The 25,517-nt window shown below is 70.3% G+C and carries 23 protein-coding genes; 4 read left to right on the top strand and 19 right to left on the bottom strand.

Annotated elements, in window-relative coordinates:
• Positions 1-48: 48 nt before the first annotated feature.
• From ACWEF2_RS07035 to ACWEF2_RS07010, 6 genes are all read right to left on the bottom strand, one after another.
• On the bottom strand, positions 49-1,212 hold the full coding sequence (locus ACWEF2_RS07035; RefSeq protein ID WP_453812668.1) for an FAD-dependent monooxygenase: 1,164 nt from the start codon (positions 1,210-1,212) through the stop codon (positions 49-51).
• Between the two features lie 52 nt (positions 1,213-1,264).
• A complete protein-coding gene (locus tag ACWEF2_RS07030; RefSeq protein ID WP_453812666.1) occupies positions 1,265-4,474 on the bottom strand; it encodes a BTAD domain-containing putative transcriptional regulator in 3,210 nt (1,069 codons plus the stop codon).
• Positions 4,475-4,711: 237 nt separating this feature from the next.
• Positions 4,712-5,347 (bottom strand): NAD(P)-dependent oxidoreductase, encoded by a 636-nt coding sequence (locus ACWEF2_RS07025; protein WP_453812664.1) that lies wholly within the window; start codon positions 5,345-5,347, stop codon positions 4,712-4,714.
• Entirely contained in the window at positions 5,344-6,168 is an 825-nt protein-coding gene (locus ACWEF2_RS07020) for an SGNH/GDSL hydrolase family protein (protein ID WP_453812662.1), read from the bottom strand. The genes ACWEF2_RS07025 and ACWEF2_RS07020 overlap by 4 nt, the downstream gene beginning before the upstream one ends.
• The gene (locus ACWEF2_RS07015) at positions 6,165-6,905 is read right to left on the bottom strand and encodes a hypothetical protein (protein ID WP_453812660.1); all 741 of its coding nucleotides are present in this window, start codon (positions 6,903-6,905) and stop codon (positions 6,165-6,167) included. The genes ACWEF2_RS07020 and ACWEF2_RS07015 overlap by 4 nt, the downstream gene beginning before the upstream one ends.
• The gene (locus ACWEF2_RS07010) at positions 6,902-7,222 is read right to left on the bottom strand and encodes a hypothetical protein (RefSeq protein WP_453812659.1); all 321 of its coding nucleotides are present in this window, start codon (positions 7,220-7,222) and stop codon (positions 6,902-6,904) included. Before ACWEF2_RS07010 ends, ACWEF2_RS07015 begins: the two co-directional genes overlap by 4 nt.
• A 68-nt stretch (positions 7,223-7,290) precedes the next feature.
• Between ACWEF2_RS07010 and ACWEF2_RS07005 the strand changes: the two genes are divergently transcribed.
• Entirely contained in the window at positions 7,291-7,797 is a 507-nt protein-coding gene (locus ACWEF2_RS07005) for a MarR family winged helix-turn-helix transcriptional regulator (RefSeq protein ID WP_453812657.1), read from the top strand.
• 330 nt (positions 7,798-8,127) lie between these two features.
• Here ACWEF2_RS07005 and ACWEF2_RS07000 read toward each other — a convergent pair whose 3' ends face one another.
• The gene (locus ACWEF2_RS07000; protein WP_453812655.1) at positions 8,128-8,496 is read right to left on the bottom strand and encodes a hypothetical protein; all 369 of its coding nucleotides are present in this window, start codon (positions 8,494-8,496) and stop codon (positions 8,128-8,130) included.
• Between the two features lie 458 nt (positions 8,497-8,954).
• On the opposite strand from ACWEF2_RS07000, the gene ACWEF2_RS06995 reads away from it, so the two are divergent.
• Positions 8,955-9,401, top strand: coding sequence for a transposase (locus ACWEF2_RS06995; RefSeq protein WP_453812653.1), 447 nt, complete (start codon positions 8,955-8,957; stop codon positions 9,399-9,401).
• Positions 9,402-10,225: 824 nt separating this feature from the next.
• Positions 10,226-10,714 (top strand): peptidoglycan-binding domain-containing protein, encoded by a 489-nt coding sequence (locus ACWEF2_RS06990; RefSeq protein WP_453812651.1) that lies wholly within the window; start codon positions 10,226-10,228, stop codon positions 10,712-10,714.
• Positions 10,715-11,177: 463 nt separating this feature from the next.
• Here ACWEF2_RS06990 and ACWEF2_RS06985 read toward each other — a convergent pair whose 3' ends face one another.
• Positions 11,178-11,387, bottom strand: a complete 210-nt coding sequence (locus tag ACWEF2_RS06985; RefSeq protein WP_453812649.1) for a hypothetical protein — start codon at positions 11,385-11,387, stop codon at positions 11,178-11,180.
• 100 nt (positions 11,388-11,487) lie between these two features.
• Entirely contained in the window at positions 11,488-12,177 is a 690-nt protein-coding gene (gene msrA, locus ACWEF2_RS06980; protein ID WP_453812647.1) for a peptide-methionine (S)-S-oxide reductase MsrA, read from the bottom strand.
• Between the two features lie 136 nt (positions 12,178-12,313).
• Between msrA and rarD the strand changes: the two genes are divergently transcribed.
• Complete coding sequence (rarD, locus tag ACWEF2_RS06975; protein WP_453812645.1) at positions 12,314-13,243, top strand: EamA family transporter RarD; 930 nt, start codon at positions 12,314-12,316, stop codon at positions 13,241-13,243.
• Positions 13,244-13,276: 33 nt separating this feature from the next.
• On the opposite strand, the gene ACWEF2_RS06970 is transcribed toward rarD, so the two are convergent.
• From ACWEF2_RS06970 to ACWEF2_RS06925, 10 genes are all read right to left on the bottom strand, one after another.
• The gene (locus ACWEF2_RS06970; RefSeq protein ID WP_453812644.1) at positions 13,277-13,675 is read right to left on the bottom strand and encodes a MarR family winged helix-turn-helix transcriptional regulator; all 399 of its coding nucleotides are present in this window, start codon (positions 13,673-13,675) and stop codon (positions 13,277-13,279) included.
• A 149-nt stretch (positions 13,676-13,824) separates the two neighbouring features.
• Positions 13,825-14,820 carry a polyprenyl synthetase family protein gene (locus ACWEF2_RS06965; RefSeq protein WP_453812642.1) on the bottom strand — a complete coding sequence of 332 codons (996 nt, stop codon included), beginning with the start codon at positions 14,818-14,820 and terminating at the stop codon, positions 13,825-13,827.
• A gap of 14 nt (positions 14,821-14,834) precedes the next feature.
• Positions 14,835-16,385: an NADH-quinone oxidoreductase subunit NuoN gene (nuoN, locus tag ACWEF2_RS06960; protein ID WP_453812640.1), complete on the bottom strand. Its 1,551-nt coding sequence runs from the start codon at positions 16,383-16,385 to the stop codon at positions 14,835-14,837.
• On the bottom strand, positions 16,382-17,917 hold the full coding sequence (locus ACWEF2_RS06955) for an NADH-quinone oxidoreductase subunit M (protein ID WP_453812639.1): 1,536 nt from the start codon (positions 17,915-17,917) through the stop codon (positions 16,382-16,384). Before ACWEF2_RS06955 ends, nuoN begins: the two co-directional genes overlap by 4 nt.
• Positions 17,917-19,779, bottom strand: a complete 1,863-nt coding sequence (gene nuoL / locus ACWEF2_RS06950; RefSeq protein ID WP_453812938.1) for an NADH-quinone oxidoreductase subunit L — start codon at positions 19,777-19,779, stop codon at positions 17,917-17,919. Before nuoL ends, ACWEF2_RS06955 begins: the two co-directional genes overlap by 1 nt.
• Before the next feature lie 70 nt (positions 19,780-19,849).
• The gene (nuoK, locus tag ACWEF2_RS06945) at positions 19,850-20,146 is read right to left on the bottom strand and encodes an NADH-quinone oxidoreductase subunit NuoK (RefSeq protein ID WP_355595938.1); all 297 of its coding nucleotides are present in this window, start codon (positions 20,144-20,146) and stop codon (positions 19,850-19,852) included.
• The gene (locus tag ACWEF2_RS06940; RefSeq protein WP_453812636.1) at positions 20,143-21,108 is read right to left on the bottom strand and encodes an NADH-quinone oxidoreductase subunit J; all 966 of its coding nucleotides are present in this window, start codon (positions 21,106-21,108) and stop codon (positions 20,143-20,145) included. The genes nuoK and ACWEF2_RS06940 overlap by 4 nt, the downstream gene beginning before the upstream one ends.
• A complete protein-coding gene (gene nuoI / locus ACWEF2_RS06935; RefSeq protein WP_355595934.1) occupies positions 21,101-21,616 on the bottom strand; it encodes an NADH-quinone oxidoreductase subunit NuoI in 516 nt (171 codons plus the stop codon). Before nuoI ends, ACWEF2_RS06940 begins: the two co-directional genes overlap by 8 nt.
• Complete coding sequence (nuoH, locus tag ACWEF2_RS06930; RefSeq protein ID WP_453812634.1) at positions 21,603-22,952, bottom strand: NADH-quinone oxidoreductase subunit NuoH; 1,350 nt, start codon at positions 22,950-22,952, stop codon at positions 21,603-21,605. The genes nuoI and nuoH overlap by 14 nt, the downstream gene beginning before the upstream one ends.
• A gap of 7 nt (positions 22,953-22,959) precedes the next feature.
• Positions 22,960-25,509 carry an NADH-quinone oxidoreductase subunit G gene (locus ACWEF2_RS06925; protein ID WP_453812632.1) on the bottom strand — a complete coding sequence of 850 codons (2,550 nt, stop codon included), beginning with the start codon at positions 25,507-25,509 and terminating at the stop codon, positions 22,960-22,962.
• Between the last annotated feature and the right edge of the window lie 8 nt (positions 25,510-25,517).

The following is a 25,517-nucleotide window of genomic DNA, read 5'->3' as shown; positions in this document are numbered from 1 at the left end:
GCGATCGAGGACGCGGCGGCGGCGTCTCCGGTCTCGCCGATCCCACGATCAGCGGGACACCGGAGACGAATAGTCCTTGAGAGTGATGTTGGTGGCGAACCTGTTGGTCATCCTCATCATGACCCTCAGCGGAAGGCTGTACTTGAAGATCCGGTTACGCATCCGGATCCGCCCCCACGTGCCGGGGGCGAGGAAGGGTCCCGCGTTGCCGTTCCTGGCGATCTTGGTGTAGTCGCGGAACCCCTCCTCATAGCGCCGGAAGGCGACGCGATGGTCTCCCCCGGCCGCCGCGAGCTCGCCGGCCAGCACGTACGCGCCCACCATGGCCAGGCCGGTGCCGAATCCGCCCAGCGTGTTGCCGTAGGCGGAGTCGCCGAGCAGCACCACGCGCCCCTTGGCGTAGCGGTCGATCCGCACCTGGCTGATCGAGTCGAGATAGAGGTCGTCCGCGTGCCGTACCGCCTCGATGGCGGCCGGGGTACGCCAGCCCATCCCCGCGAACGCGTCGATCACGATCCGCTTCATCCCCTCGACGTCGTAGCGGTCGAAGTCCAGTTCCGGCGAGGCGAAGACGAAGAACACGGGCGACGCGGGGCCGCCGAGGGCGACCATCCTGCCGGGCTCGTTGTACATCTTCGCGACGTTCCCAAAACGCTCGGGAACATCGGCCAGGGCGTAGTAGTGACCGAGGAAGCGGACATGGTCGGATTCGGGGCCGAAGGCCAGGCGGCGGACATTGGAGTGGATGCCGTCCGCGCCCACCACCAGGTCGAAGGTCCGCGGGGCGCCGCGCTCAAACGTGACGTGCACACCGTCCGAGGTCTCGGTGAGCGAGGTGACGGAGTCGCCGAAGACGTATTCACACCCGGCGGCGGCCGTCCTCTCGTACAACAGCCGGGACAGCGCGCCGCGCCGGATCTCCAGCTCACCGCCGGTGAACTCGCCGGGGATCACCGTCAGCCTCCGGCCGTCCGCGTCGACGATCTCCTGGTCGGTCCCGCCGGTCTGGAGCCGCCGCACGTCCTCCAGGATGCCCATGCGCCTCAGCACCGTGAGGTGTGTCTCGCCCTTGAAGTCGACGGCCTGACCCCCGAGGCGCAGGGCGGGGGCCCTCTCGACCACGGTCACGCGGTAGCCGTAGCGGTTGAGCCAGAAGGCCAGGGCGGGGCCGCCGATGCTCGCGCCCGAGATCAGGACGGTGGTGGTGTTCATGCCCACGAGCCTCCCCGGGAGCGCTGACAGTCCGGAGACAACCGGCTGACGCTCAGGAGAGGGCCGTCAGCGCCTCGGATCGGCTCAGCCCGGCGCCTCTGGCGAACGCCGACGCGAAAGCCTCGGCGCCGATGACCTCCGTGGCGCCCGAGGCGACCTCGGCGACGTCGGGGTCGCCGGCGACGGCCGTGCCGCGCAGCGCCACCCCCACACCGAGCAGGAACGCCGCCCGCTCCGCCGTACCCTCCAGCAGTGCCAGCCCGGCCTGCCCCTCGACGACGTCGGCGAGGTCCATCGCCGGCAGCGCGTGCGCGTGCGCCAGCGCCTCGTCGTGGCGGAGCCCGGCCTCCGGCAGGTCGCCTTCGGCCTGGGCCAGCCGCCCCAGCGCGGTGAGCACCGGCACCCTGGTGCTCTCGTCGGCGTAGGTGCCGGAACCGGCCGCCTCCAGCGCCTCCGTGTAGCGCTCACGGGCCTCGGTGTGATCCCCGCGCCGACGCGCGAGCTCGCCCTGGCCGAGCCCGATCAGGGCCGACCGGTGGGACCGGCCCGCCCCGCGCTCCAGTTCGGCGGCGCGCCGCAGGTCGGCATCGGCCGCGTCGAGATCGCCCTCGCGCGACAGCCCACCCGCCCGGCGGCAGAGCACGTCCACCATCTCCTCCAGGGCGCCGAGTTGCTCGTGGAGGTCCAGGGCCCGCTCCCACAGCCGCCCGGCCCGCGCCCCGTCACCCCGCCAACTGGCGATCAGCCCCAGCCACTCAAGCCCCTGCGCCGTCCCCCAGCGCTCACCCACCGACCCGAAGCCCTCCAGCGCCGCCGCCAGATCCCGCTCGGCCTCGGCCACCCCGCCGTCGAGCAGCTTCATCGTTCCCCGCCCCAGCAGGGCCACGGCCCGGCTCCACGGATCCCGGCCGAACTGCCTCACCCGGCTCTCGACCGAGCCCGGGTCCGGCGGCCCGGCGACCATCCCCCACATGACCACCGCGAACGGGTGCCGCAGCTCCCAGTCCAGCGATCGCATGACCTCCTCGGCCCGCGCCCACTGCGAGGGCGGCACATCCGGTACGGCGTGCAGCACGCAGAGGACGTACTCCTCCTCCAGCCCCTCGGGCACCTCGGTCCCGAGCCGCCGGAGCACGCCGAGCGCGGACGAGGCCGCCTGGCCGCGCCGCCCGCTCAGCCACCAGTACGCGGCCAGGGCGGCGATCAGCCGCAGCGCGGTCACCGGATCCGCCTGTACGGCGTGGCGTAGCGCGGCCTGGAGGTTGCCGTGCTCCGCGGAGAGCCGGGACAGCCAGTCGAGCTGCTCGGCGCGCCGCAGCCAGGGGTCGACGCGACGCGCCAGGTCGAGGAAGTAACCGGCGTGCGCGTCGCGCAGCCGCCCCTCCTCCCCCGTCTCCGCGAGCCGCTCCGCGCAGAACAGGCGGATCGTCTCGAACATCCGGTAACGGCCGTCGCTCGCCTCGATGAGGGACTTGTCCACCAGATCGGCCAGCACCTCGCCGGATCCGCAGATCCGCTCCACCGCCTCCAGCGACGCGTCCCCCGGGAACACCGAGAAACGCCCGGCCATCACCCGCTCCTCGGGACCGAGCAGGCTCCAGCTCCACTCCACCACCGCGTGCAGGGTCCGGTGACGCGCCGCCGCCGTACGATCGCCGCGCGACAGCAGCGTGAACCTGCCGTGCTCCTTCAGGCGTTCGGCGATCTCCGCCACGGTGAACGACCTGACCCTCGCCGCGGCCAGCTCGATCCCCAGCGGCAGCCCCTCCAGCGCCGCGCAGATCTCGGCGACCTCGGGCCGCGCCGTGAAGCCCGGCCGCGCGGCGGCGGCCCGATCCGCGAACAGCCGTACGGCCGGATAGGCGAGCGCCTCCCCCGGCTCCGTACCCGGCGGCGGCACGGCCAGCGGCGCCAGCGGGACGAGCGCCTCGCCGGTGAGCCCGAGCGGCTCGCGGCTGGTGGCCAGGACGGTCAGCCCCGGGCAGGCGCCCAGCAACCGGCGGACGAGGGCTGCGGCCGGGGCGATCACGTGCTCGCAGTTGTCCAGGAGGATCAGGATCTCGCGGTCCGCCAGGGCCGCCGTCAGCCGGTTCTCGGCGTCGTCCCGGCCCGGGTCCGGCGCCCCCAGCCCCGTCTCGCGCAGGCCGAGCGCGATCAGTACGGCGTGCGGGAGCCGTCCACCGTCGTCGAGCGAGGACAGATCGACGAAGCACACCTCCCGCCCCTGGCGACCGCCCCCCTCGACATGCTCCTGTCGACCGGCCGTCCCGGCCTGCTCCCCGCGACCGGCCGCCCCGATCCGTCCCCGGCGACCCGCCGCCTCGATCGCCAGCCTGGTCTTGCCGATCCCACCCGGACCGGTCAGGGTGATCAACCGGGAGCCCCGGAGCGCGTCGATCCGCCGCAGCTCCTCCTCACGGCCGACGAAGCTGGTGAGCTGCGCGGGCAGCCGTTGGCCCACCCCCCGCTCACGCGCCCCCTCACCACGCGGGACCTCGGCACCACGCGAAACCACCCCGCCGCGCAGGATCGCCAGATGGAGCGCCGCCAGCTCCGGTGAGGGATCGGCGCCGAGCTCGTCCGCGAGCAGCCGTCTGACCTCCTCGAAGACGGCCAGCGCCTCGGCCTGCCGCCCGGCGGAGTGCAGGGCCCGCATGAGCTGGCCGCGCAGCCGTTCGCGCAGTGGGTGGGTGGCCACCAGGTGCCGCAACTCGGCCGTCGACGTGCCCTCGGGAAGGACGAGCTCGGCCTCGACGAGGTCTTCCCGCGCGGCCAGCCGTACCTCTTCCAGCCGGGTCACCTGCGAGGGCGCGAAAGGCGCGTCCGCCACATTCGCCAAGGCGGGTCCTCGCCACAGCCCCAGCGCGTCCCTGAGCGATCTCGCGGCACGCTCGTGGTGCCCGGCGACCAGAAACCGGCGCCCCTCACGCGTGAGCCGCTCGAACCGGTGGACGTCCACGTCGTCGGCGTCGACCGCGAGCCGGTACCCCGCCCCGTGGAACTCGATCAGATCACCGGGCAGGTTACGGCGGAGCCGGGACACCTGGGCCTGGATGGCGTTCACCGCCCCGCCCGGCGGATCGTCCCCATACTGACCGTCGATCAGCCGATCGACACCGACCACCCGGCCGGCGTCAAGAAGTAACAGCACCAGCAGCGCACGCGACCGCACCCCGCCGACGGAGACCCTTTCCCCCTCGGCCGTACGGACCTCCAACGGCCCAAGGATGCCGAACTGCACAAACCCCGATTGTGCCCCCATAATCGCCACACCACATCCCCACTCGCGCCGGGCCGACATTCACACAGGCGAGTACGGGGTTCGCGGTGTAACTCCGCGCGCGCCTGGCTTTCATCAGCCCGGCGGGCGGCGGGGTGGTGGGCTTGCTCGTGACCTTGGGAGTGATCATGTATCACATCGCGGGACTCCAAGGACATCGTCGATCGGCGTCCGGCGAGCGAGCCGGGCCGGTCGGCCCGATGGCCGGGACCGGCCGGTTCACGATGAGACCTCGATCGTCTTTCCCCAGGTGCCCCGCTCCTCGACGTGGCTCAGCATGTAGTGGGCGAGATCCGCTCGCGAGATGCTCCTCGCCTTCGGCAGGTGGCCGGCCGCCGCCCGGCAGTGCCCGGTGAGCGGCCCGTTGGTGAGCATCGGCGGGCGGATGATCGTCCAGTCGAGGGCGCTGGCCGCGACGGCGCGCTCCATGGCGGCCATGTCGGCGTAGCCGTGACGGTAGAGGCGTTGGATGAGAAATCTGGTGACGAGCCTCTGCCCCAGGGGAATCTCAGGAGAGATGTCGATACCGGCCGAGGAGACGCATATGAGGCGTCGCACCCCGGCGAGGCGCATGGCGTCGACGACGTTGGCCGTCCCCTGGGAGTAGACGGTGGTGGGATGCCTGCGCTCCCTGCTGCCCAGGCAGGACAGGACCGCGTCGTGACCGCCGACCGCTGCTCTCCACGTCCGGGGCTCCAGTACGTCTCCGGTGACGACGGTCAGCCGGACGTGGTCCGGCGTGGGAATCCCGCTCGGGTCTCGGACGACGACGGTGACGTCGTGACCGGCGTCGAGCGCCTGGGCCAGGAGTTGGGCGCCACTGCCGCCGGTGGAGCCGAAGACGAGGAGTCTCATGACCGCCCCATGAGGGTGTCGACCACGGCGGCGGTCACGGCCTGCTGACCGGCGAGGGAGAGGTGCAGCCCGTCCTCAAGGTGAAACCGTTCCCCCGCCTGCCGGGCGGTGACGGCGTAGCCGTCGACCGTGAGGTCCGGTCGCGCGGTCAGGATCCGCCCGATGGCGTCGAGGTCGCGATTGGCCCAGGTGATCCCGGCTCGCCGGAACGGCTGGTAGGCCGCGACGCGGGTCTCGTCCACCGCGGTCGGGGTGATCCACGCCCATCGCTCCGCGACGCTCCGCGCGACGAGATCACGCAGGAGGCGCAGGTTGCGCTCGGTTTCGGGGAGACTGACCAGGGTTGGCCCGTCGGCCGCCCCGAGGCGCTGGGCGTCGTTGCCGCCAAGCATGCAGAGCACCCAGTCCGGGCGATGGAATGACAGTCCGGGCAGCAGGGTCAGCGCCTGGGTGCTTGTGTGCCCGGAGACCGCCATGTTCACCAGGGTGATGCCGTCGGCGGGGCGCCGGAGGGTGATGACGTGGCGCAGGATCTCGAACCACGACAGCAGGTCGTCGGTGGTGCTCTCACCGAGGGCCACGACGCGCTGACCGGGCTTGAAGGGGAGCCGGTCCACTTTCTCCGCGAATCCGGGATCGTCGAGCAGTTCGGCCGCGGCGCGACGTGCCTGCTCGTCGTATCCCCGGCGCGACCGCCGGTAGGAGTCCAGGTCCAGCCCGAACAGGGCGGCGATGCGGTCGTCGTCGAGCCCTCCGAGATATCCCAGGACCTTCTCGGGGTGCTGGAACCGGATAAGTCGTTCGGTCATCGCGGTGTTCACGCGGCCCCTTCCCCTGCCGGCGACGATCCGGTCCGGCTCAGGCGCGCGACGGCCTTGTTGGACCGGGTGCGGGGCAGGAGGAAGCCGGTGGCGACGAGCCAGGCCAGGGCGGTGAACCGGGCTATGGGCAGCAGGATGGCGGCGTCGGAGACCAGCAGGGTGAGGGTGGACAGCTCGGCGACCGCGGCGACGGCCAGACCGGCGAGCGCCAGCGGGCGTGGCAGCAGGCCGGCCAGCAGCCCCGGTACGGCGATGCCCGCCACGAACAGACCCAGGAAGACGACGTGCCCGGGGCCGCCGGTGGCGAAGGCGAGGTCCTGCAGGGCCCGGACCACGGCGGGCACGGTGAGCACCTCCGGGCGCGACAGCACCCAGCTCAACAGCGCGGACAGGGCCAGCATGGCGGTGGCCAGCACACCGCCGACCAGGGCGATGGTCGCGCCGGGTGCCCGGATGCCGAGACTGTGCAGGCGGGCCGAGGCGGTGGCCGCGTAGATCGACATCGGGACCGAGGCGGCGAACTGCAGGAACGCGCCCGTCTGCACGGCGTTCCGGTGGTCGTGGAAATACGCCAGGATCTCGGCCGGAGCGCCGAACGGCGACGGGAAGGTGACGCCACCCGCCATGACCGTGCTGACGACGATCCCGCCGAGGAACAGCGCCGTGAACACCACGGCGAGGATCCCCAGCGGCGGCCCGGCCTGGGCCTGTCGCGGAGTGTGCTCGACGGCGGTCACACGATCACCCGCCCACCGGTCAGGCCGAGCGTGACCCCGGCACCCCGGGGCGACGCGTTCGAGGCGAGAGACAGCACGGCCCGGCCGACATCACCGCGCCTGCCTCCGTCGTCGATCGCCGCCCGGCGACGGCCGTTCACCGCGATCCCGGCCCCGGCCCCGTTCACCGCCAGGCCACGGCCGTTCACCGCGTTCCCGTTCATCGTCCGGGCATGGCAGGTCGCCGCGCCGATTCCGCGCGAGCCGCCGGTCACCGGAGCGACCTTGCCGACCGGGCCGGGTGGGGACGGTGGGCTACCACCGATATCTCCGAACACGTCCTACTCCATTCTCTTATGTGAACTATTCATAGCATAGAACTATTCACTGCCGCTACCATCGCTGTATGACCACGGAACGGCAGACCGGCCACGACGACGGATCGCCGCCGCGGTCCCGGCCGAGGGGAGCGGCGTTCCTGCTCTCCCAGGTGGGTGCTCACGCCGCGGCGCGGTTCGCCGAGCGGATCGGCGTCCTCGGGATGACCCCCGCCGACGTCGGGCTCCTGCGCATGATCGCCACCCGGCCGGGACGGAGCCAGCAGTCCCTGGCCGGGGAGCTGGGAGTCGTGCCGAGCCGGGTCGTCGCACTGGTCGACGGCCTGGAGCGCAAGGGGCTCGTCGAACGGCGGCGCAACCCTCGGGACCGCCGCAACCACGCCCTGCACCTCACCGCCGAGGGCACGCGGGTGATGACCGAGATGCGCGAGCTCGCCCCCGCGCACGAGGACGAGATCTGCGCCGCGCTCGACGACGACCAGCGCGCGCAGCTCACCGCCCTGCTCGAAGCCATCGCCGCCCAGCAGGGCCTCGCCCCCGGCGTCCACCCCGGATACCGCCAACCGTCGCGGTGACCACACCGGAGCGGTCAGGCACGCCGGAACCCGTCTCCACAGCCCTTCGTTGCCACCGCCGACGAGTACGGCACGGCCACCGGGGTAGACGCCTGGCCCGGTCGGGGGCGCGGTGAGGCCGGCGCCGGGTGGGCCGTGCTCGACACGGGGGACGTCGTCGGGCAGATCAGCCTGCGCCGGATCGTCCTCGCCGCCGGCTTGGCCGAGGTGCCGTACCGGGTGCTGCCGAGTGCGCGCGGCCGTCGCGTGGAAGACGCCCTTCGGCACATGCGACAACGCGTCGGGGTGCGGCGCGTGACCGCGCCGCACCCCGAAACCGGCAACAGCGGACTAGGCGGCGCCCCCGTCGGTGATGGACACGATCGAAGCGGTCTGGAACTTCTTGTGGCCCTTCCCGTCGGCCCCGACGACAGCCGTGTACTTCTTGGTGGTCCAGCCGAGGCTGTACTTGATGTTCAGCTTGTGCTTGCTCTTGCACCGGTTGTGCCAGTACACCGTCACAGAGGTGTTGCCGTCTCCCCAGGACCAGGAGAAGCAGCCGTTGACGCCGCGGTGGACGTCCGCCGACGCCGGAGTGGCACCAAGGCCGGCACCGAGACCCGCGACGGCGACGGAAGCGGCGGCGACGACGGCGACTCGGGTGCGCAGGCTTGCCCCACGAGAGCTCATGGACATGAAGATCCCCTTTTCTGGTGTCATACGGGTCACCTCGTCGAGGTGAGGCGTTCGCCCCCGGGACCGCGCCGCGCGTGGCGACACCGGTGGCGCAGGCGGCGCCTTCGTGATCGACATCAGGCTGATGCCGGCCACCACGACGGCCGACGAACGAAGCGATCCCTCGTTCGGAGTCCTTCCGCGGACGGAGCGTGGGCCCGAGGCCGTAGGCGTCCCGCCCGCACCCCGGTGATGTGCTCGCCGGGGATGTCCACCACATTGCCACCAGAGGGACGGGCCACCCAGCGATCTTTGTCCAAGGTTCATCCGAAGGGCAAAGTTGGACATTGGACAAATCAACCTCGCGCGTCCACCTGCGGTGACGCGCCAGACCCGCCGAGCCTTCTCCGGACCACCGTCCCGCACATAGAGAGTGTCTGAAAAATCCCTAAATGGGCATATTGATGGCGTAGTGCCTCGTCGTGGAGTACGGGAGGCCGCCGATGCCGAGGAAGCGCGCCGCGTATCCGACGGATCTGTCCGATCTCGAATGGGAGGCCCTCGCCCCGCTGGTCCCGCCGCCACAACCGGGTGGGCGCCCCGTGGTGCACGAGCGGCGGGAGATCGTCAACGCCCTGGCCTACTGGCTGTGGGCCAGGTGCGCCTGGCGGCGGCTGCCCCACGAGCTGCCGCCCTGGCGGACGGTCTACCACTACTGGCGCCGGTGGCGGATCGAGGGCCGCTGGGAGCAGATCACGGCGGTACTGCGGGAACGGGAGCACACCCGGCGGGACCGGCACCCGCCGCCCGGCGCGGGCATCCTCGACAGCCAGAGCATCAAGACCCCCGAAAAGGAGGGGGCCACGGCCACGGCGGCGCCAGGAAGGCGGGCGGCCGCAAACGCCACCGGCTCGTCGACACGCCCGGGATCGTCCGCAAGGCGCACGTGAACGCGGCGAACATCGGCGACCGGAACGGAGCCGCGGTGCCGCTGACCGGCCTGACACTTCTCAGACACCCTCTACCGGCCATGAAATCTCGGTGTGACGGTGTGTTCCAGTGCTCGGGGCCGAATCCAGTGCGTTGTTCGCGCGGGTATAGATCTGAACATATGAAATACGCGGACAGAAGCGGGACTTGTCCGCCCGGACTCGATCACGGCGTAAGGAGCTGCGATTTCGGGCGGCGGACATGTTCACCGGGGAATCGGCGCATCGCGGGTGGCCCGGTTGCTCGGCGCCACCCGCAAATCGGCGGGTGAATGGCGCCGGACCCGGCTGGAAGGCGGCAAAGCCGCTCTGGTCTCCAAAGGGCTCAGCAGCAGGTGCCCGCTGAGCGATGAGCGGCCGGCCAGGCTGAACGCGGAGCTGAGACGCGGCGCGGCCGCCTACGGCTTTCGCCCCGACTCGATTTTTACCTGGCCCTGTGCAGGCCGCACACGCTCAACTCGGCGGGCCGATCTCGCCGGCATGGGACAGTCTGTCCGAATACCTGGCGGGCCACCTGGTAGAAAACCTCAAACGTACCGAGTCATTCTCAAGGGAAACCGACATCTATCATCCGGTCCGGGATACCTTCCACGATATCAGTCACAGTGCATTAAGACGGTGGTCAAAAAGCTTCGTGACAGCGGACCTTTCGGGCTGTCCTGTGTTCTGCTGGAAGTGCGACCTCATTTCGAGAGAGTTCGCACGAAACGGACGGCTCGTGATCACGGGCGGCGCGAGGCAGCCCGCCCCCGGGCCCGCCACCACCCCGACCTGAGGAGTAACGCATGACGGCACCGCAATTCCAGCCACCGCCGCTGAAGTTCCCGCCGCCCACCCAGACCGCCACCGTCAGGCAGTGGCAGCAGCAGCTGAGGGATCGCGGCTGGCACATCACCGTCGACGGTGACTACCGCGGAGAGAGCAAGCGCCTGTGCACCAACTTCCAGAGGGAGCACCGTCTGGACGCGGACGGCATCGTCGGCCCGATCACCTGGAAGGCCACGTGGGAGGCCCCCAGCACGAAGCCTCCGCAGGCGCCCGCCCGCACCCTGCAGAAAGGCGACATGAACAACGCTGACGTCCGGAAGTGGCAGCAGCAGGTGAACAACCGCGGCTGGCCGGACCTCACGGTCGACGGCGACTTCGGCCCGGAGACCGAGGCGATCTGCAAGGACATGCAGCGTTTCAAGGGCCTGCCGGTGACCGGCAAAATCGACCGTCATACCTGGGACGAGGCCTGGCTGGAGAAGGTGCCCGTAGGGGCGGCCAGGTGAGCGCACCACCCGAATCCCGGGCCGGCGTCCCGTCCAAGGGCGCCGGCCCGAGGTCGCCGCTTGTGGCCTTGCGGGCCTGGGCGTAATGGGCGGGGTCGGCCTTGATCCGGGCGGTCGCCCGCCGGCCCGCGACGACCTCCTCCGTGGTGACATCGACTTCCGGCTCCGCGGCGCCTGAGAGCGCCTCCACCGGTTCGAGGGTCAAGAAACGCGGTTCGGCGGGCGTGGGACGGCGACCCCGGGGGAAGCCCTCGGGCATGGCGATGGCCGGCGCGCGGGCGGTCGGACCGCGCTTGACGAGGGCGAGGAACAGGCGGGATGCCGTAGCCGACTGCCCGCGCCGATCCTCACGATCGGCGGCGGTGGAGACCAGGCCCGTCCGGCAGGCGCCCACTCGGACGGATCACCCAGCGTGACGCCGGTGCCGCAGTCGCGCCTTTTCCGGCGCAGCGAGAAACCGCCGTCAGAAAGGCCGCATCTGATCGATCACCTTCGTTGCGATCTCCACGATCGCCTCGACCTTGGCCATGTCGGCTCCGACGTCATCAGCGCTGAAACGGGGTGAGCCCAGGCGCGGGTACTCCGCTTCGTTTCGTCGCCGACGCGTCCGGTCGAAAGGCCGCAGGCTCTGACCCAGCGGTGGATCAAGCTGCGCGCTGACCGCCTCGTACACGCCCCTGCTCCCACCTCACCGGCTCTCCCTCACCTGGGTGCAGAAGCGGAACAGCTCACGCCCAGGAGTCGGGCGGAGCCGTACAGCGAGATCTGCGGAGCTACTCCTCGGTCGGGACCAGGCCCGTCTGGCAGGCACCCCACCCGGACGGGTCACCCAGCTTGACGTTGGTGCCGCCGATTCCGCAGTAGCCGCCGGGGTTCTTGTGAAGGTACTGCTGGTGGTACTCCTCGGCCGGGAAGTAGTCGCCGGCGGGGGCGATCTCGGTGGTGATGGCGCCGTGGCCGGAGCCGGTGAGCGCCTTCTGGTAGGCGTCACGCGAGGTCAGGGCGGACTTCTCCTGCTCGGGCGAGTGGAAGTGGATCGCCGAGCGGTACTGGGTGCCGATGTCGCCGCCCTGGCGCATGCCCTGCGTGGGGTCGTGGGCCTCCCAGAAGACGCGGAGCAGGTCCTCGTAGGAGATCCGGGAGGGGTCGAACACCACGCGGACCACCTCCGCGTGGCCGGTCCGGCCGGTGCACACCTCCTCGTAGGTCGGGTTGGGGGTGTAGCCGCCCGCGTAGCCGACCGAGGTGGACACCACGCCCGGGGTCTGCCAGAACTTACGCTCGGCACCCCAGAAGCAGCCGAGGGCGAAGTCGGCGATCTCGGTCCCGGCGGGGTACGGCGGAGCCGGCGAGACGTCGAGGACCGCGTGACGCTCGGGCGCCGCCACGCGCGTGGCCCGCCCCGGGAGCGCGTTCTCCTCAGACACCATGGAAGTCTTGTCCTTGCCGAACAGCCAGCCCATCGCGAACCTCCTCCTGACACATTCCCACCAGAAGGCAACCGTGTGGCGCGTCCATCTGTTCCCGTAAGGACTCCTTAACAGTCTAACAAGGACTGCTAATTTGTATTAAATGCGGTAAGCAGTAAAAATGGGTTACATGCCTGAATCGCGCCGTGGAGTCCTGTACGGCATCGCCGCCTACAGCATGTGGGGCCTGTTCCCGCTGTACTGGCCACTCCTGAAGCCTTCCGGTGCGCTGGAGATCCTGTCCCACCGCATCACCTGGTCTCTCATCGTCGTCGTGGCGATCCTGGTGGCCCGGCGGCACTGGTCCTGGCTCCGCGAGCTGCTGCGCACCCCGGGGAAACTCGGCCTCCTCGTACTCGCCGCCATGATCGTCACCGTCAACTGGGGCGTCTACATCTACGCCGTGAACACCGGGCACGTGGTCGAGAGCGCGCTCGGCTACTTCATCAACCCACTGGTCAGCGTGCTCTTCGGTGTCGTCCTGCTCAAGGAGCGGCTGCGGCCCTGGCAGTGGGGCGCGGTCGGACTGGGGAGCCTGGCTGTGATCATTCTCGCCGTCGACTACGGCCGGCCACCGTGGATCGCCCTGGTGCTGGCGGTCAGCTTCGGCACCTACGGCCTGGTCAAGAAGATCGCGCAGGTGGGCGCCGCGGAGAGCATGACCGTCGAGACGCTGGTGCTGCTGCCGCCCGCGCTCGGCTACCTGCTCTACCTGCAGCAGCAGGGCACCGGCACGTTCGGGACCACGGGCGCCGGCCACGCCCTGCTGCTGGTCGGGGCCGGTGTGATCACCGCCGTTCCGCTGCTCTGCTTCACCGCCGCCGCGATCCGGGTGCCGCTCACCATGATGGGCCTGCTGCAGTACATCGCCCCGGTGCTGCAGTTCCTCTGCGGGGTCCTCGTCGCCCACGAGGTCATGCCGCCGAGCCGCTGGGCGGGGTTCGCCGTCGTCTGGCTGGCCCTGTCGCTCTTCACCTGGGACAGCCTGCGCGCCGCCCACGAGGCCCGCGCCCGCCGCCCTAAAGCACCGGAGCCGGAGCCGGAGCCGGTGACCGCCTGATCCCCGGCGACCGGGACCGGCCCCGCTCGCGGGTCAGGAACCCCGGACCAGTGTGACCAGGGGGGTCAGGTCGGGGTCGGCGCAGGCATGTTCCAGGGCCGCGGCGAGGGAGCGCTCGTAGGTGGGCATGGCCTCGGCCAGCCGGGTGCGCCCGTCGACGGTGATCACCGAGTAGACGCCGCGGCGGTCGGCCGAGCACAGGTCGCGACGGGTCAGCCCGGCCTCCTCCAGCCGGGCGACCAGCCTGGTCACCGAGCTCTGGTTCAGCCCGAGGGCGTCGGCCAGCTCCTGCATCCGCAGTTCGCCGCCGGCGGCGGCGAGCCGCTCCAGCGCACGGTACTCCGACAGGCCAAGTCCGTGCCCGCGCTGCAGCGCCTTGGTCAGCTCGGCCTCCACCCGGGCGTGCAGGCGCACGAACCGGTTCCAGGTCATCGTGAGTCTCCTCGAAGCGTTCGCCCTAAAAAATCCTACATTTGTCTGCAATATCGTCTTATGCCGACAAACGACGTATTACGGGAAAATCGCGACACAGTCCCCACAACCAACCGCCTCCATGACCTGGCCGGAACGCGGACCCGGGGCTAGCCGGAGCGCTCGACGACGTAGTCGCAGAGGGCGAGGTAGGCGGCACGGGCTGGAATGTCCGGGAGTGCGAGAAGATCCCTCCTGGCCCGGTCGACCCAGGCGACCAGCTCGGCACGGGCCCGAGCCATGGCCGGGTTCGCCCGGAGCAGGCGGAGCGCCTCCTCGACGTCCTCCTCGGCCACCGGCCCGGCCAGCAGCTCGCGCAGGCGGGCGTCCTCCGGGACGTCGGACTCCAGGACATAGAGCACCGGCAGGGTACGGATACCCTCGCGCAGGTCGGTGCCGGGTGTCTTGCCGGACTCGACCGACTCGGAGGCGACGTCGAGCAGGTCGTCCCCGAGCTGCCAGCCGACCCCGATGGCCTCGCAGGCCCGGGTCAGCCGGTCGACGATCTCCGGCGACGCCCCGCTCAGCATGGCGCCGAACCGGCCGGAGGTGGCGATCAGCGAGCCGGTCTTGTCGGCCAGCACGCCGATGTAGTGGGCCACGTGGTTCTCACCGCACCGCGGGCCGATGGTCTCGCGGATCTGACCGCGCACCAGGCGCGAGAAGGTCTGAGCCTGGATCCGGATGATGTCGGGGCCCAGGTCGGCGAGGATCTCCGACGCCTGGGCGAACAGGTAGTCGCCGGTCAGGATGGCCACCGTGTTGTCCCAGCGGGCGTTGGCCGACTGGGATCCCCTGCGCACCGGGGCCTCGTCCATGACGTCGTCGTGGTAGAGGGTCGCCAGATGGGTCAGCTCGATGACCACCGCCCCGGACACCACCCCCGGGGCCCCCGGAGCCCCGAACTGGGCGGCGAGCAGCACGAGCATGGCCCGGAACCGCTTGCCGCCCGCCTCGATGAGGTGCTTGGACGCCTCCGTGACGAAGGCGTCCTCACTCTCCACCGAGGATCGCAGCAGCTTCTCGACCTCCGCCAGACCGTCGGCGAGATCCTGCGCCAGCCGCTCGTCGACGAACGGAAGATCAACAACTGGTGGCGCAGCCATGAAGCCCTACTCCCCTAACGAATGAACAGCGCGGACGCGGCCTGGTCCGCCAACGTGAGCACCGGCTGAGGAAAGACCCCCAGCACTACCGTAGCCGCTGCGGCCAGAGCCACCACGGCCGAGGTCCCCACGCTGGGCGCGGCGATGCTCGGGCCGTCCGCGGCCGGCTCGTTGAAGAACATCAGCACGATCACGCGGACGTAGAAGAACGCGGCGATCGCCGAACTCACCACACCCACGATGACCAGCGGCAGCGCACCGCCGCCGACCGCCGCCGTGAACACGGCGTACTTGCCGAAGAAACCGCTCGTCAGCGGGATGCCGGCGAAGGCCAGCAGGAAGAAGGCGAAGGTGCCCGCCAGCACCGGGGCCCGCTTGCCGAGCCCGGCCCACCGGGACAGGTGCCCGGCCTCGCCGCCCGCGTCGCGGACCATGGTGACCACCGCGAAGGCGCCGACCGTGGTGAAGCCGTACGCGGCCAGGTAGAACAGGATCGCCGACAGGGACTGGGAGTTCTGCTCCGCGGCGCCCGTGGCGATCACGCCGGTGAGCAGGAAGCCCGCGTGCGCGATCGAGGAGTAGGCCAGCATGCGCTTGATGTCGGTCTGGGTGATCGCCAGGATCGCACCGACGATCATGGTCAGGATCGCGACGCCCCACATGGCCGGGCGCCAGTCCCAGTCCAGGTTGCCCAGGGCGACCCAGAAGACGCGGAGCACGGCGCCGAAGGCCGCCACCAGCACGGTGGAGGCCATCAGGGCGGTGACCGCGGTGGGCGCGCCCTGGTAGACGTCGGGCTTCCACGCCTGGAACGGCGCCGCACCGATCTTGAAAAGCAGGCCGACGCCGACCAGCGCGGTGCCGACGAGCAGCAGGGGCTCGTTGCCGGAGACCGCGCCGAGCGACTCGCTGATGGCCCGCAGGTCGACCGAGCCCGCGTAGCCGTACAGCAGGGCCATGCCGTACAGGAAGAACGCCGAGGAGAAGGCGCCGAGCAGGAAGTACTTGACCGACGCCTCCTGCGAGAGCAGGCGGCGACGGCGGGCCAGGCCGCAGAGAAGGTACAGCGGCAGGGACATGACCTCCAGGGCCACGAACATGATCAGCAGGTCGTTGGCCGCCGGGAAGAGCAGCATGCCGCCGACCGCGAAGAGCAGCAGCGGGTAGACCTCGGTCTGGGCGAACCCGCTGCGGACCGCGTTCTCCTCGTCGACGCTGCCCGGTACGGCCGCCGCCTGCGCGACGAACTGCTCGTCGTCGTTGATCAGCAGCGTGCTGATGAAGGCCAGGATGAGGATGATGCCCCAGATGAACAGGGACGGGCCGTCCACCGCGACCGAGCCCATCGCGGCCGGCGTGGCCGGCAGGCCGTTGGCCGCGGCCATGACGGTCGTGACGAACGCGCCGAACAGCGTCAGCAGCGTGAGCGGCACGTGGATCGACTTGCGCAGGTAGCGGGGCGCGAACGCCTCGACCAGCACACCGACGATCGCCGCGGCGAACACGATCAGCACCGGGAAGAGCAGGGCGTATTCGATCGTCGGAGCTTGGATGGTGCCGTTCACTGCCCGGCCCCCTTCTTGTCAGCGACGGCCGGCGGGTTGACGTGGACGTTGGACAGCGTGTGGTCCACCGCCGGATTGATCATGTCGAGCGCTGGCTTGGGGAAGAAGCCGAGGGCGATGATCACCGCGATCAGCGGGCCCACCACCCACTTCTCCCGGAGGTTGAGGTCCGGGAGGGTCTTGACGGACTCGGCCGTGGGGCCGGTCATCGTGCGCTGGTACATCCACAGGATGTACACGGCCGCCAGGACCACGCCGCTGGTCGCGATGACCGCCGGAACGACGTAGCGCTCGTAGGTGCCGATCAGGACCATGAACTCGCTGACGAACGTGGACAGCCCCGGCAGCGAGAGGCCGGACAGGCCGGCGATCAGGAAGGTGCCGGCCAGCAGCGGGGCGACCTTCTGCACGCCCCCGTAGTCGGCGATCTGGCTGGAACCCCGGCGGTAGATCAGGAATCCGGCGATCAGGAAGAGCGCGCCGGTCGAGAAGCCGTGGTTGACCATGTAGAGGGTGGCACCCGCACCGGCGTCGGTGGTCATCGCGAAGACGCCCAGCGCGATGAAGCCGAAGTGCGAGATCGAGGTGTAGGCGATCAGGCGCTTCATGTCGGTCTGGCCGATGGCCACGATCGCGCCGTAGACGATGCCCACCACCGCGAGCACGATCACCAGCGGGGTGAAGAACTTGGCGGCGTCGGGGAACAGCTCCAGGCAGAAGCGGAGCATGCCGTAGGTGCCGACCTTGTCCAGCACGCCGACCAGCAGTACGGCGGCGCCGGCCGGGGCCTGTGCCGCCGCGTCGGGCAGCCAGGTGTGGAACGGCCAGAGCGGCGCCTTGACCGCGAACGCGATGAAGAAGCCGAGGAAGAGCCACTTCTGCGTGGCCGGGTCCTGGATGACCCCGATCAGCTCGGGGAACATGAAGGTGCCCTTGTCGGCGATCACGTAGAGCGCGATCACCGCGACCAGCATGAGCAGCCCGCCGAAGAGCGAGTAGAGCAGGAACTTCACGGCCGCGTAGGACCGCTGGGCGCCGCCGTACGACCCGATCATGAAGTACATCGGGATCAGCATGGCTTCGAAGAAGACGTAGAAGAGGAAGACGTCGGTCGCCGCGAAGACGCCGATCATCATCGCCTCCAGCACCAGCAGCAGCGCGAAGTAGGTCTTCACCGACCGCTTGGGCGGGGCCGCGGCCCCGGTGCCGTCGGCGTCGTGCCAGGAGGCCAGGATCACGATCGGCACGAGGACCGCCGACAGCGCGATCAGCACCAGGGCGATGCCGTCCACGCCGACGCCGTAGTGCACCCCGAAGCGCGGGATCCACTCGTGGACCTCGGCGAACTGGAACCGGGTGGCCTTGGACGCGCCCAGGGACGGGTCGAACAGGGCCGCCATGACGACGGTCAGTGCCAGCACGACCAGCGAGACCGCCAGGGCCACTTGCTTGGCCAGTTTGTCACTCTTGACAAGGGAGACACCCACCGCGCCCAGTACGGGCACGGCCATCAGGGTCGAGAGCCAGGGCATCACATGTTCCCTACGTAGAGCAGCGCGCCAACGACCAGGGCGGCACCGAAGAGGATGGACAACGCGTAGGACCGTACGTAGCCGGTCTGGATGCGACGCAGCCGCCCGGAGGTGCCGCCGATCGCCGCGGCGAGCCCGTTGACCAGGCCGTCGATACCACGGTTGTCGAAGAACACCGCGATCCGGGTCAGCCACTGACCGGGACGCATGAACAGTGCCTCGTTCAGGGCGTCGCCGTACAGGTCACGGCGGGCGAACGTGGTGAGGAAGGAGCCGCGCGGGGCGACCCGGGGCACCTCGGCCGCGCCGTACCTGAACCACGCGAAGGCGGCGCCGACGGCGACCAGTCCGAGTGTGGCGAGACCGGGGAGGGTGAGGGGGTGGAAGGAGGGCAGGTGCTCGGGACGGCCGACGGCCGGGGCGAGGAACAGCATGAGCCGGTTGCCCAGGATCAGGAAGGCGCCGAGGAAGATCGAGCCGACGGACAGGATGACCAGCGGCACGGTCATGATCGAGGGCGACTCGTGCGGGTGCGCGTCGTCGGCCCAGCGCCTCCCTCCGAAGAAGGTCATAAAGATCATCCGCGACATGTAGAAGCCGGTGATGCCGGCGCCCACGACCGCGAGCCAGCCGAGGATCTCGCTGTGCTCCATGGCCGTCTCGATGATGCCGTCCTTGGTGAAGTAACCGGACAGCAGCGGGAAGCCGATGATCGCCAGGTAGCCGACGATGAAGGTGATCGCGGTGACCCTCATCACCGGGAACAGCCCGCCGTACCGGCGCATGTCGACCTCGTCGTTCATGGCGTGCATGACGGAGCCCGCGCCGAGGAACATGTTGGCCTTGAAGAAGCCGTGCGTGATCAGGTGCGCGATGGCGAAGGCGTAGCCCACCGGGCCGAGACCCGCGCCGAGCATCATGTAGCCGATCTGCGACATCGTCGAGCCCGCCAGGCCCTTCTTGATGTCGTCCTTGGCGCAACCGATGATCGCACCGGCGAGCAGCGTGGCCACACCGACGATGGTGACGACCAGCTGCGCGGTGGGGGCGGCCTCGAAGAAGACGCCGGACCTGACGACCAGGTAGACACCGGCGGTGACCATGGTCGCGGCGTGGATGAGGGCCGAGACCGGGGTCGGGCCCTCCATCGCGTCCAGCAGCCAGGACTGCAGCGGGAGCTGGGCGGACTTGCCACACGCGCCGAGGAGCAGCAGCAGGCCGATCGCGGTCAGCGTGCCCTGCGACGCCTCGCCCGACTTCAGGGCCTCGCCCACCACGGTGCCGGAGAGCTCACCGAAGGCGACCGAGCCGAACGTCGTCCAGACCGTGAAGATCGCGATCAGCAGGCCGACGTCGCCGACGCGGTTGACGATGAACGCCTTCTTGGCGGCCGCCGCCGCGGACGGCTTGAACTGCCAGAAGCCGATCAGCAGGTACGAGGCCAGGCCCACGCCCTCCCAGCCGATGAACAGGCCGACGTAGTTGTCGGCCAGCACCAGCAGGAGCATCGCCGCGACGAACAGGTTCAGGTAGGCGAAGAACCGGCGCCGGTCGGGGTCGTGCGACATGTAGCCGATCGAGTAGATGTGGATCAGCGAGCCCACACCGGTGATCAGCAGGGCGAAGCTGATCGACAGCGGGTCGATCAGCACACCCATGTCGGCCAGGCCGGGGATGAACTGGTACAGCTGGATCCCCTGGCGGCGCGCCCCCTCGGGCAGGCCGAGCAGCTCGACGAAGGAGAGGAGGGCGATCACGAAGGCGGCCAGCGACATGCCGACGGCGAGGAGATGCCCCCGGCGGTCGGTACGGCGCCCGCCCAGCAACAGGATCGCGGCACCGAGCAGCGGCAGGGCGATCATCAGCCAGGAGACCCCGATCACTCCACCGGAGTGCTGGACGATCTCAACGGGAGATTGCACCGGCCACCTCTTAGTACTTCAGCAGGTTGACGTCGTCGACCGACGCGGACCTGCGGGTTCGGAAGATCATCACGATGATGGCAAGGCCGATCACGACCTCGGCCGCGGCCACCACCATCACGAAGAACGCGATGATCTGGCCGTCCAGGTTCCCGTGCTGCCTGGCGAAGGTGACGAACGCGAGGTTGCAGGCGTTGAGCATGAGCTCCACGCACATGAACACCACGATCGCGTTGCGCCGGGTCAGCACGCCGATGGCGCCGATCGCGAACAGCAGTGCGGAGAGCACCAGGTAGTGAGTGGTCACTTGACGTCCTCCCGGTGAGCCGCTTCCTGCGCGGCGCCGCTCTCCACGTCGCCGTCCTGCATGCCGCCGTCCCGCACGGTGACGTCCCGCTCCTCACCGTCCCGCGCGACGACCTCCCGCGGGACGCCGTTGCCGTTGACGCCGTTGGCGCCGCGCGCGTCACCGTCCCGCGCGTCGTCTCGCGCCGGTCCCTCGTTCTTCACGACGACGTCCCGGCTGAGGATCTGCCTGACGAGCGCGGCCTTCTCCGGGTCGCTGGGCACGACGCCGTCCTCCAGGTCGTGCCTGGCGAGCACCCGGTTGATGGACTTGGGCGACACCGTGCCGTCGGGCAGCAGCGCCGGCATGTCGATGGCGTTGTGCAGGGCGTAGGTGCCCGGCCCCGGCAGCGGCGACGGCTGCGGGCCCAGGAAGCGGGCGCGGGACAGGTCCCGCTGGGTGGCCTTGGGCCGTACCCGCTCGCGGTGGGCCAGGACCATCGCGCCGAGCGCGGCGGTGATCAGCAGCGCCGAGGTGACCTCGAAGGCGAAGACGTATCTGGTGAAGACCAGTTCGGCGAGGGCGGGGATGTTGCCGCCCGCCTGCCGTACCGCGCCGTCGAGACCCGTCGCCGGGCCGAACGCCACGTTGCCGACCGCCAGCGCGAGCAGGGCGGCGAAGCCCAGGCCCGCGACGGCCGCCCAGAGCCGCTGCCCCTTGATCGTCTCGACCAGTGAGTCCGCGGAGTCCACGCCGACGAGCATCAGCACGAACAGGAAGAGCATCATGACCGCGCCGGTGTAGACGATGATCTGCACCGCGGCGAGGAAGGGAGCGTCCTGGACGGCGTAGAGCACGGCCAGGGAGAGCATGACCACGCCGAGCATGAGGGCCGAGTAGACGGCCTTGCGGCTGAAGACGAGTCCGAGTGCGGCGGACACCGACGCGGTCGCCAGCACCCAGAACGTGATGGTCTCACCCATTGTTACGTCCCAGCCGGTAGTAGTCCTCTTCGGTCTCGCCGAGGCGCATGGCGTGGGGTGGGACCTCCATGCCGGGGCCGAGGGGCGAGAGGAGCATCTCCTTGGTGTAGATGAGGCTCTCGCGGCTCGTGTCGGCGAGCTCGTACTCGTTGGTCATGGTCAGCGCGCGGGTCGGGCAGGCCTCGATGCACAGGCCGCACAGGATGCACCGCAGATAGTTGATCTGGTAGGTGCGCCCGTAGCGCTCACCCGGCGAGTATCGCTCCTGGTCGGTGTTGTCCGCCCCCTCGACGAAGATCGCGTCGGCCGGGCAGGCCCAGGCGCAGAGCTCACAGCCGACGCACTTCTCCAGGCCGTCGGGCCAGCGGTTGAGCTGGTGCCGGCCGTGGAAGCGCGGAGCCGTGGGCCGCTTATCCTCGGGGTAGTTGACCGTTTCGACCTTCTTGAACATCGTGTGGAAGGTCACGCCGAACCCCTTGATGGGGTTCAGCCAATCAGTTGCTCCCACTGGGAACCTCCTTGCGCTCTACCCCGTGGTAGTGCGGCAGGTCGAGCGGCGGCACAGGGAAGCCGCCCGCGGCCGGTTCGGCGACGAGCTGTTCGAACTCCGCCTCGACCTGGCCGGCCTTGGCCTCCTTGCGCTTCTGCATCACGTGGTCGAAGCGCCACCACAGCCCGAAGCATCCGACGAGCACCAGCCCGGCCAGGATCACGACCAGCTGCCTGTTGACGCCCTGGAGCTGGTAGGCCTTCATGGTGGCGACCAGGAGGATCCAGCCCAGGTTGACCGGGATGAGGATCTTCCAGCCGAGGGCCATCAGCTGGTCGTAGCGGACCCGCGGCAGCGAGGCGCGGCACCAGATGAAGAAGGTGAAGACCACCACCATCTTCAGGAAGAACCAGAGCAGCGGCCACCAGCCGGCGTTGGCCCCGTCCCAGAGCGAGATGGGGAACGGCGCCCGCCACCCGCCCATGAACAGGGTGATCGACACGGCGGACACCACGAAGACGTTGACGTACTCGGCGAGCATGATGACGGCGAACTTCAGCGAGTTGGAGTACTCGGTCTGGAAACCGCCGACCAGCTCGCCCTCACCCTCGGGCAGGTCGAAGGGGACCCGGTTGGTCTCGCCCAGCATCGTGACGATGTAGATCAGGAAGGACGGGATCAGCAGGATCATGTACCAGGACGGCATCGGGATGTTGAGGCCGCCCAGCGCGAGCACCTTGCCCCCCGCCTGCGAGGCGACGATCTCCGAGGTGGAGAGCGTCCCCGCGTACAGGAACACGCCCACGAACGACAGGCCCATGGCGATCTCGTAGGAGACCACCTGGGCGCTGGCCCGCAGACCGCCCAGCATCGAGTACGGCGAGCGCGACCCCCAGCCGGCGAGCACGATGCCGTACACGCCGATCGAGGCCATCGCCAGCACCAGCAGCACCGCGACCGGCAGGTCGGTGAGCTGCAGCGGCGTCTCGACGCCGAACATCGAGACCTTCGGCCCCATGGGGATGACGGAGAAGGCCAGGAAGGCCGGGACCGCGAGGACGATCGGGGCGATGAAGTAGATCACCTTGTCCACGGTCCGCGGCATCAGGTCTTCCTTCAGACCCATCTTCAGACCGTCGGCCACCGACTGGAGCAGGCCGAACTTTCCGGCCCTGTTGGGGCCGTACCGGTTCTGCATGCGGGAGATGAGCTTGCGCTCGAACCAGACGCCGAACAGCACGCCCAGCATCAGGACGGCGAAGATGACGACGGCCTTGATGATGCTGATCCAGAGCGGGTCCTTGCCGAAGTCGGCGAGGGAGGGATCGGCCGCCAGAAGAGTGCTCGTGTTCATTGGTCGCTCACCGCTTCTCGTTCGCTTCGCGGGCGACTGTCGTGCCGGAGACGCGCTCCGCGGGCACGGCCTCGCCGGCCGTCGTACCGGAGGCGCGCCCCGGAGACACCGTGCTCATCGCGTCGGCCCCGTTCCGGTGGGCACTCCCGATCCTGACGACGTCACCGGCCGTGGCGCGCAGGTCGCGGGTGACCGAGTGGCCGCCGGAGTTGGACGGCAGCCACACCACCCGGTCGGGCAGGTCGGCGATCCGCACCGGCAGGCTCAGCGAGCCGCCCTCGGCGGTAACAGTGATCTTGTCGCCGTCGACCAGACCCGACTCGGCCGCGGTCGACGCCGACACCAGCACCTCGCCCGAGTGGGCGGTGCCCGCGAGGTACGGCTCGCCGTCCTGCAGGCGGCCGTCGTCGAGCAGCAGGTGCCAGGTGGCCAGGATCGCCTCCCCCGCGCGCGCGACGGGGGCCGGCCGGCCGGCCGCGGCCGGAGCCGCGGCCCGGGAGCCGCGCCAGGCGCCGATCGCGCCGAGCTCGCGGCGGGCGGCCGCCGGGTCGGGGAGGCCCAGGTGCACGTCCATGTGGTCGGCGATCGCCGAGACGGCCCGCAGGTCGCTCATGATCCCCGGAACCGGGAGCGCCTCCTCGAAGGTGCGCCCGCGCCCCTCCCAGTTGACGAACGTGCCGGACTTCTCGGCCACCACGGCGACCGGCAGCACCACGTCGGCGCGGTCGGTGACCGCGCTGACGCGCTGCTCCAGGCTCACGATGAACGGGGTGTTCTCCAGGGCCGCCAGGGCGGCCTCGGGGTCGGCCAGGTCGCCGGGGTCGACTCCGGCGACGACGAGGGCGTCGAGCTCCCCGTCGAGCGCCGCCGCCAGGATGCCGGAGGTGTCGCGGCCCGGGGCCTCGGGGAGCGAGGCGACGTTCCACGCCCTCGCCACCTCGGCGCGGGCGGTCGCGTCGTCGATCGGGCGGCCGATCGGCAGCAGGTTGGGCAGCGCTCCGGCCTCGACGGCCCCTCGCTCACCGGCGCGGCGCGGCACCCAGGCCAGGCGGGCGCCGCTGGAGGCGGCGAGCCGTACCAGCGCGGAGAGCGCGCCCGGCACGGTGGCGAGCCGCTCGCCGACGAGGATGATCGCGCCCGGCTGCCTGACCGCCTCGGCGGCGGGGGAGGCGCCGAAGATCAGGTCCTCGACGGCCGCGGCCTCGGCGCCGGGCAGCGTGCGGATCAGCGTGCCGCCCATCCTGTCCAGGCCGGGGGCGGCGAACGGCGCGACCGCGAAGACCTTCAGGCCCTTCTTCCGCCACGCCTTGCGCAGGCGCAGGAAGACGATCGGCGACTCCTCCTCCGGCTCGAAGCCCACCAGCAGCACGGCCGGGGCGCTCGTAAGGTCGCGGTAGCGGACCTCGATGCCCTTGCCCGCGACGGCGTGCGCGAGGAACCGCGCCTCCTCGGCGGAGTGGGGACGGGCGCGGAAGTCGACGTCGTTGCTGTCGAGTGCGATCCGGGCGAACTTGGCGTACCCGTAGGCCTCCTCGACGGTCACACGGCCGCCGACCAGCACGGCGGCGCGCCCGCGGGCGGCGAGCAGGCCCTCGGCCGCCGCGGCGAGCGCCTCGGGCCAGGACGCCGGGACCAGGCGGCCCTCCTCGTCACGGACGAGCGGGGTCCTCAGCCGGTCGGGCTGGGTGGCGTAGGTGAAGGCCCAGCGGCCCTTGTCGCAGTTCCACTCCTCGTTGACCTCCGGGTCGTCCCCGGCCAGGCGGCGGGTCACCCTGCCCCGGCGGTGGTCGGTGCGGAGCGAGCAACCGCTGGCGCAGTGCTCGCACGCGCCGGGGGTGGAGACCAGGTCGAACGGGCGGGCCTGGAAGCGGTAGGCGGCGCCGGTCAGCGCGCCCACCGGGCAGATCTGGATGGTGTTGCCGGAGAAGTAGGACTCGAACGGCTCCCCGTCGGCGGTCCGCACCTGCTCCTTGGCCCCGCGCTCGAAGAACTCGATGAGCGGGTCACCGGCGATCTCATCGGAGAAGCGGATGCAGCGGGCGCACTGCACGCAGCGCTCGCGGTCGAGCAGCACCTCGGTCGAGAGCGCGATGGGCTTCTCGAAGGTGCGCTTCCTCTCCTCGAAGCGGCTCTCGCCCTGGCCGTTGGACATGGCCTGGTTCTGCAGCGGGCACTCGCCGCCCTTGTCGCAGACCGGGCAGTCCAGCGGGTGGTTGAGCAGCAGCATCTCCATGACGCCGCGCTGCGCCTTCTCCGCGATCGGGGAGGTGAGCTGGGTCTGGACGACCATGCCGGGGGCGACCTCGATGGCGCAGGAGGGCTGCGGCTTGGGGAAGCCCCGGCCGTTTCCCGCGTCGGTGATGTCCACCAGGCACTGGCGGCAGTTGGCCGCCGGCTCCAGCAGCGGGTGGTCGCAGAACCGGGGGATCTGGATGCCGAGCAGCTCGGCCGCCCGGATGATCAGTGTGCCCTTGGGGACACTCACCTGGAAACCGTCGATGGTGAGGGTTACCAGGTCTACCGGCGCCTTGGCCGGGGTGGTCGCTTCGACGGTCATGGCGCCTC

It is taken from the genome of Streptosporangium sp. NPDC004631 (genome assembly GCF_053601935.1).
The sequence above is the reverse complement of the archived record's forward strand: the minus strand, read 5'-3'. Positions and strand labels throughout refer to the sequence as shown.

What these genes read in the sequence shown, in the direction of transcription:
- ACWEF2_RS07035 (WP_453812668.1), bottom strand. Translation starts at nt 1,212, where the DNA reads ATGAACACCACCACCGTCCTGATCTCGGGCGCGAGCATCGGCGGCCCC.
- ACWEF2_RS07030 (WP_453812666.1), bottom strand. Translation starts at nt 4,474, where the DNA reads ATGGGGGCACAATCGGGGTTTGTGCAGTTCGGCATCCTTGGGCCGTTG.
- ACWEF2_RS07025 (WP_453812664.1), bottom strand. Translation starts at nt 5,347, where the DNA reads ATGAGACTCCTCGTCTTCGGCTCCACCGGCGGCAGTGGCGCCCAACTC.
- ACWEF2_RS07005 (WP_453812657.1), top strand. Translation starts at nt 7,291, where the DNA reads ATGACCACGGAACGGCAGACCGGCCACGACGACGGATCGCCGCCGCGG.
- ACWEF2_RS07000 (WP_453812655.1), bottom strand. Translation starts at nt 8,496, where the DNA reads ATGACACCAGAAAAGGGGATCTTCATGTCCATGAGCTCTCGTGGGGCA.
- ACWEF2_RS06995 (WP_453812653.1), top strand. Translation starts at nt 8,955, where the DNA reads ATGCCGAGGAAGCGCGCCGCGTATCCGACGGATCTGTCCGATCTCGAA.
- ACWEF2_RS06990 (WP_453812651.1), top strand. Translation starts at nt 10,226, where the DNA reads ATGACGGCACCGCAATTCCAGCCACCGCCGCTGAAGTTCCCGCCGCCC.
- msrA (WP_453812647.1), bottom strand. Translation starts at nt 12,177, where the DNA reads ATGGGCTGGCTGTTCGGCAAGGACAAGACTTCCATGGTGTCTGAGGAG.
- rarD (WP_453812645.1), top strand. Translation starts at nt 12,314, where the DNA reads ATGCCTGAATCGCGCCGTGGAGTCCTGTACGGCATCGCCGCCTACAGC.
- ACWEF2_RS06970 (WP_453812644.1), bottom strand. Translation starts at nt 13,675, where the DNA reads ATGACCTGGAACCGGTTCGTGCGCCTGCACGCCCGGGTGGAGGCCGAG.
- ACWEF2_RS06965 (WP_453812642.1), bottom strand. Translation starts at nt 14,820, where the DNA reads ATGGCTGCGCCACCAGTTGTTGATCTTCCGTTCGTCGACGAGCGGCTG.
- ACWEF2_RS06955 (WP_453812639.1), bottom strand. Translation starts at nt 17,917, where the DNA reads ATGCCCTGGCTCTCGACCCTGATGGCCGTGCCCGTACTGGGCGCGGTG.
- nuoL (WP_453812938.1), bottom strand. Translation starts at nt 19,779, where the DNA reads ATGATCGCCCTGCCGCTGCTCGGTGCCGCGATCCTGTTGCTGGGCGGG.
- ACWEF2_RS06940 (WP_453812636.1), bottom strand. Translation starts at nt 21,108, where the DNA reads ATGGGTGAGACCATCACGTTCTGGGTGCTGGCGACCGCGTCGGTGTCC.
- nuoH (WP_453812634.1), bottom strand. Translation starts at nt 22,952, where the DNA reads ATGAACACGAGCACTCTTCTGGCGGCCGATCCCTCCCTCGCCGACTTC.
- ACWEF2_RS06925 (WP_453812632.1), bottom strand. Translation starts at nt 25,509, where the DNA reads ATGACCGTCGAAGCGACCACCCCGGCCAAGGCGCCGGTAGACCTGGTA.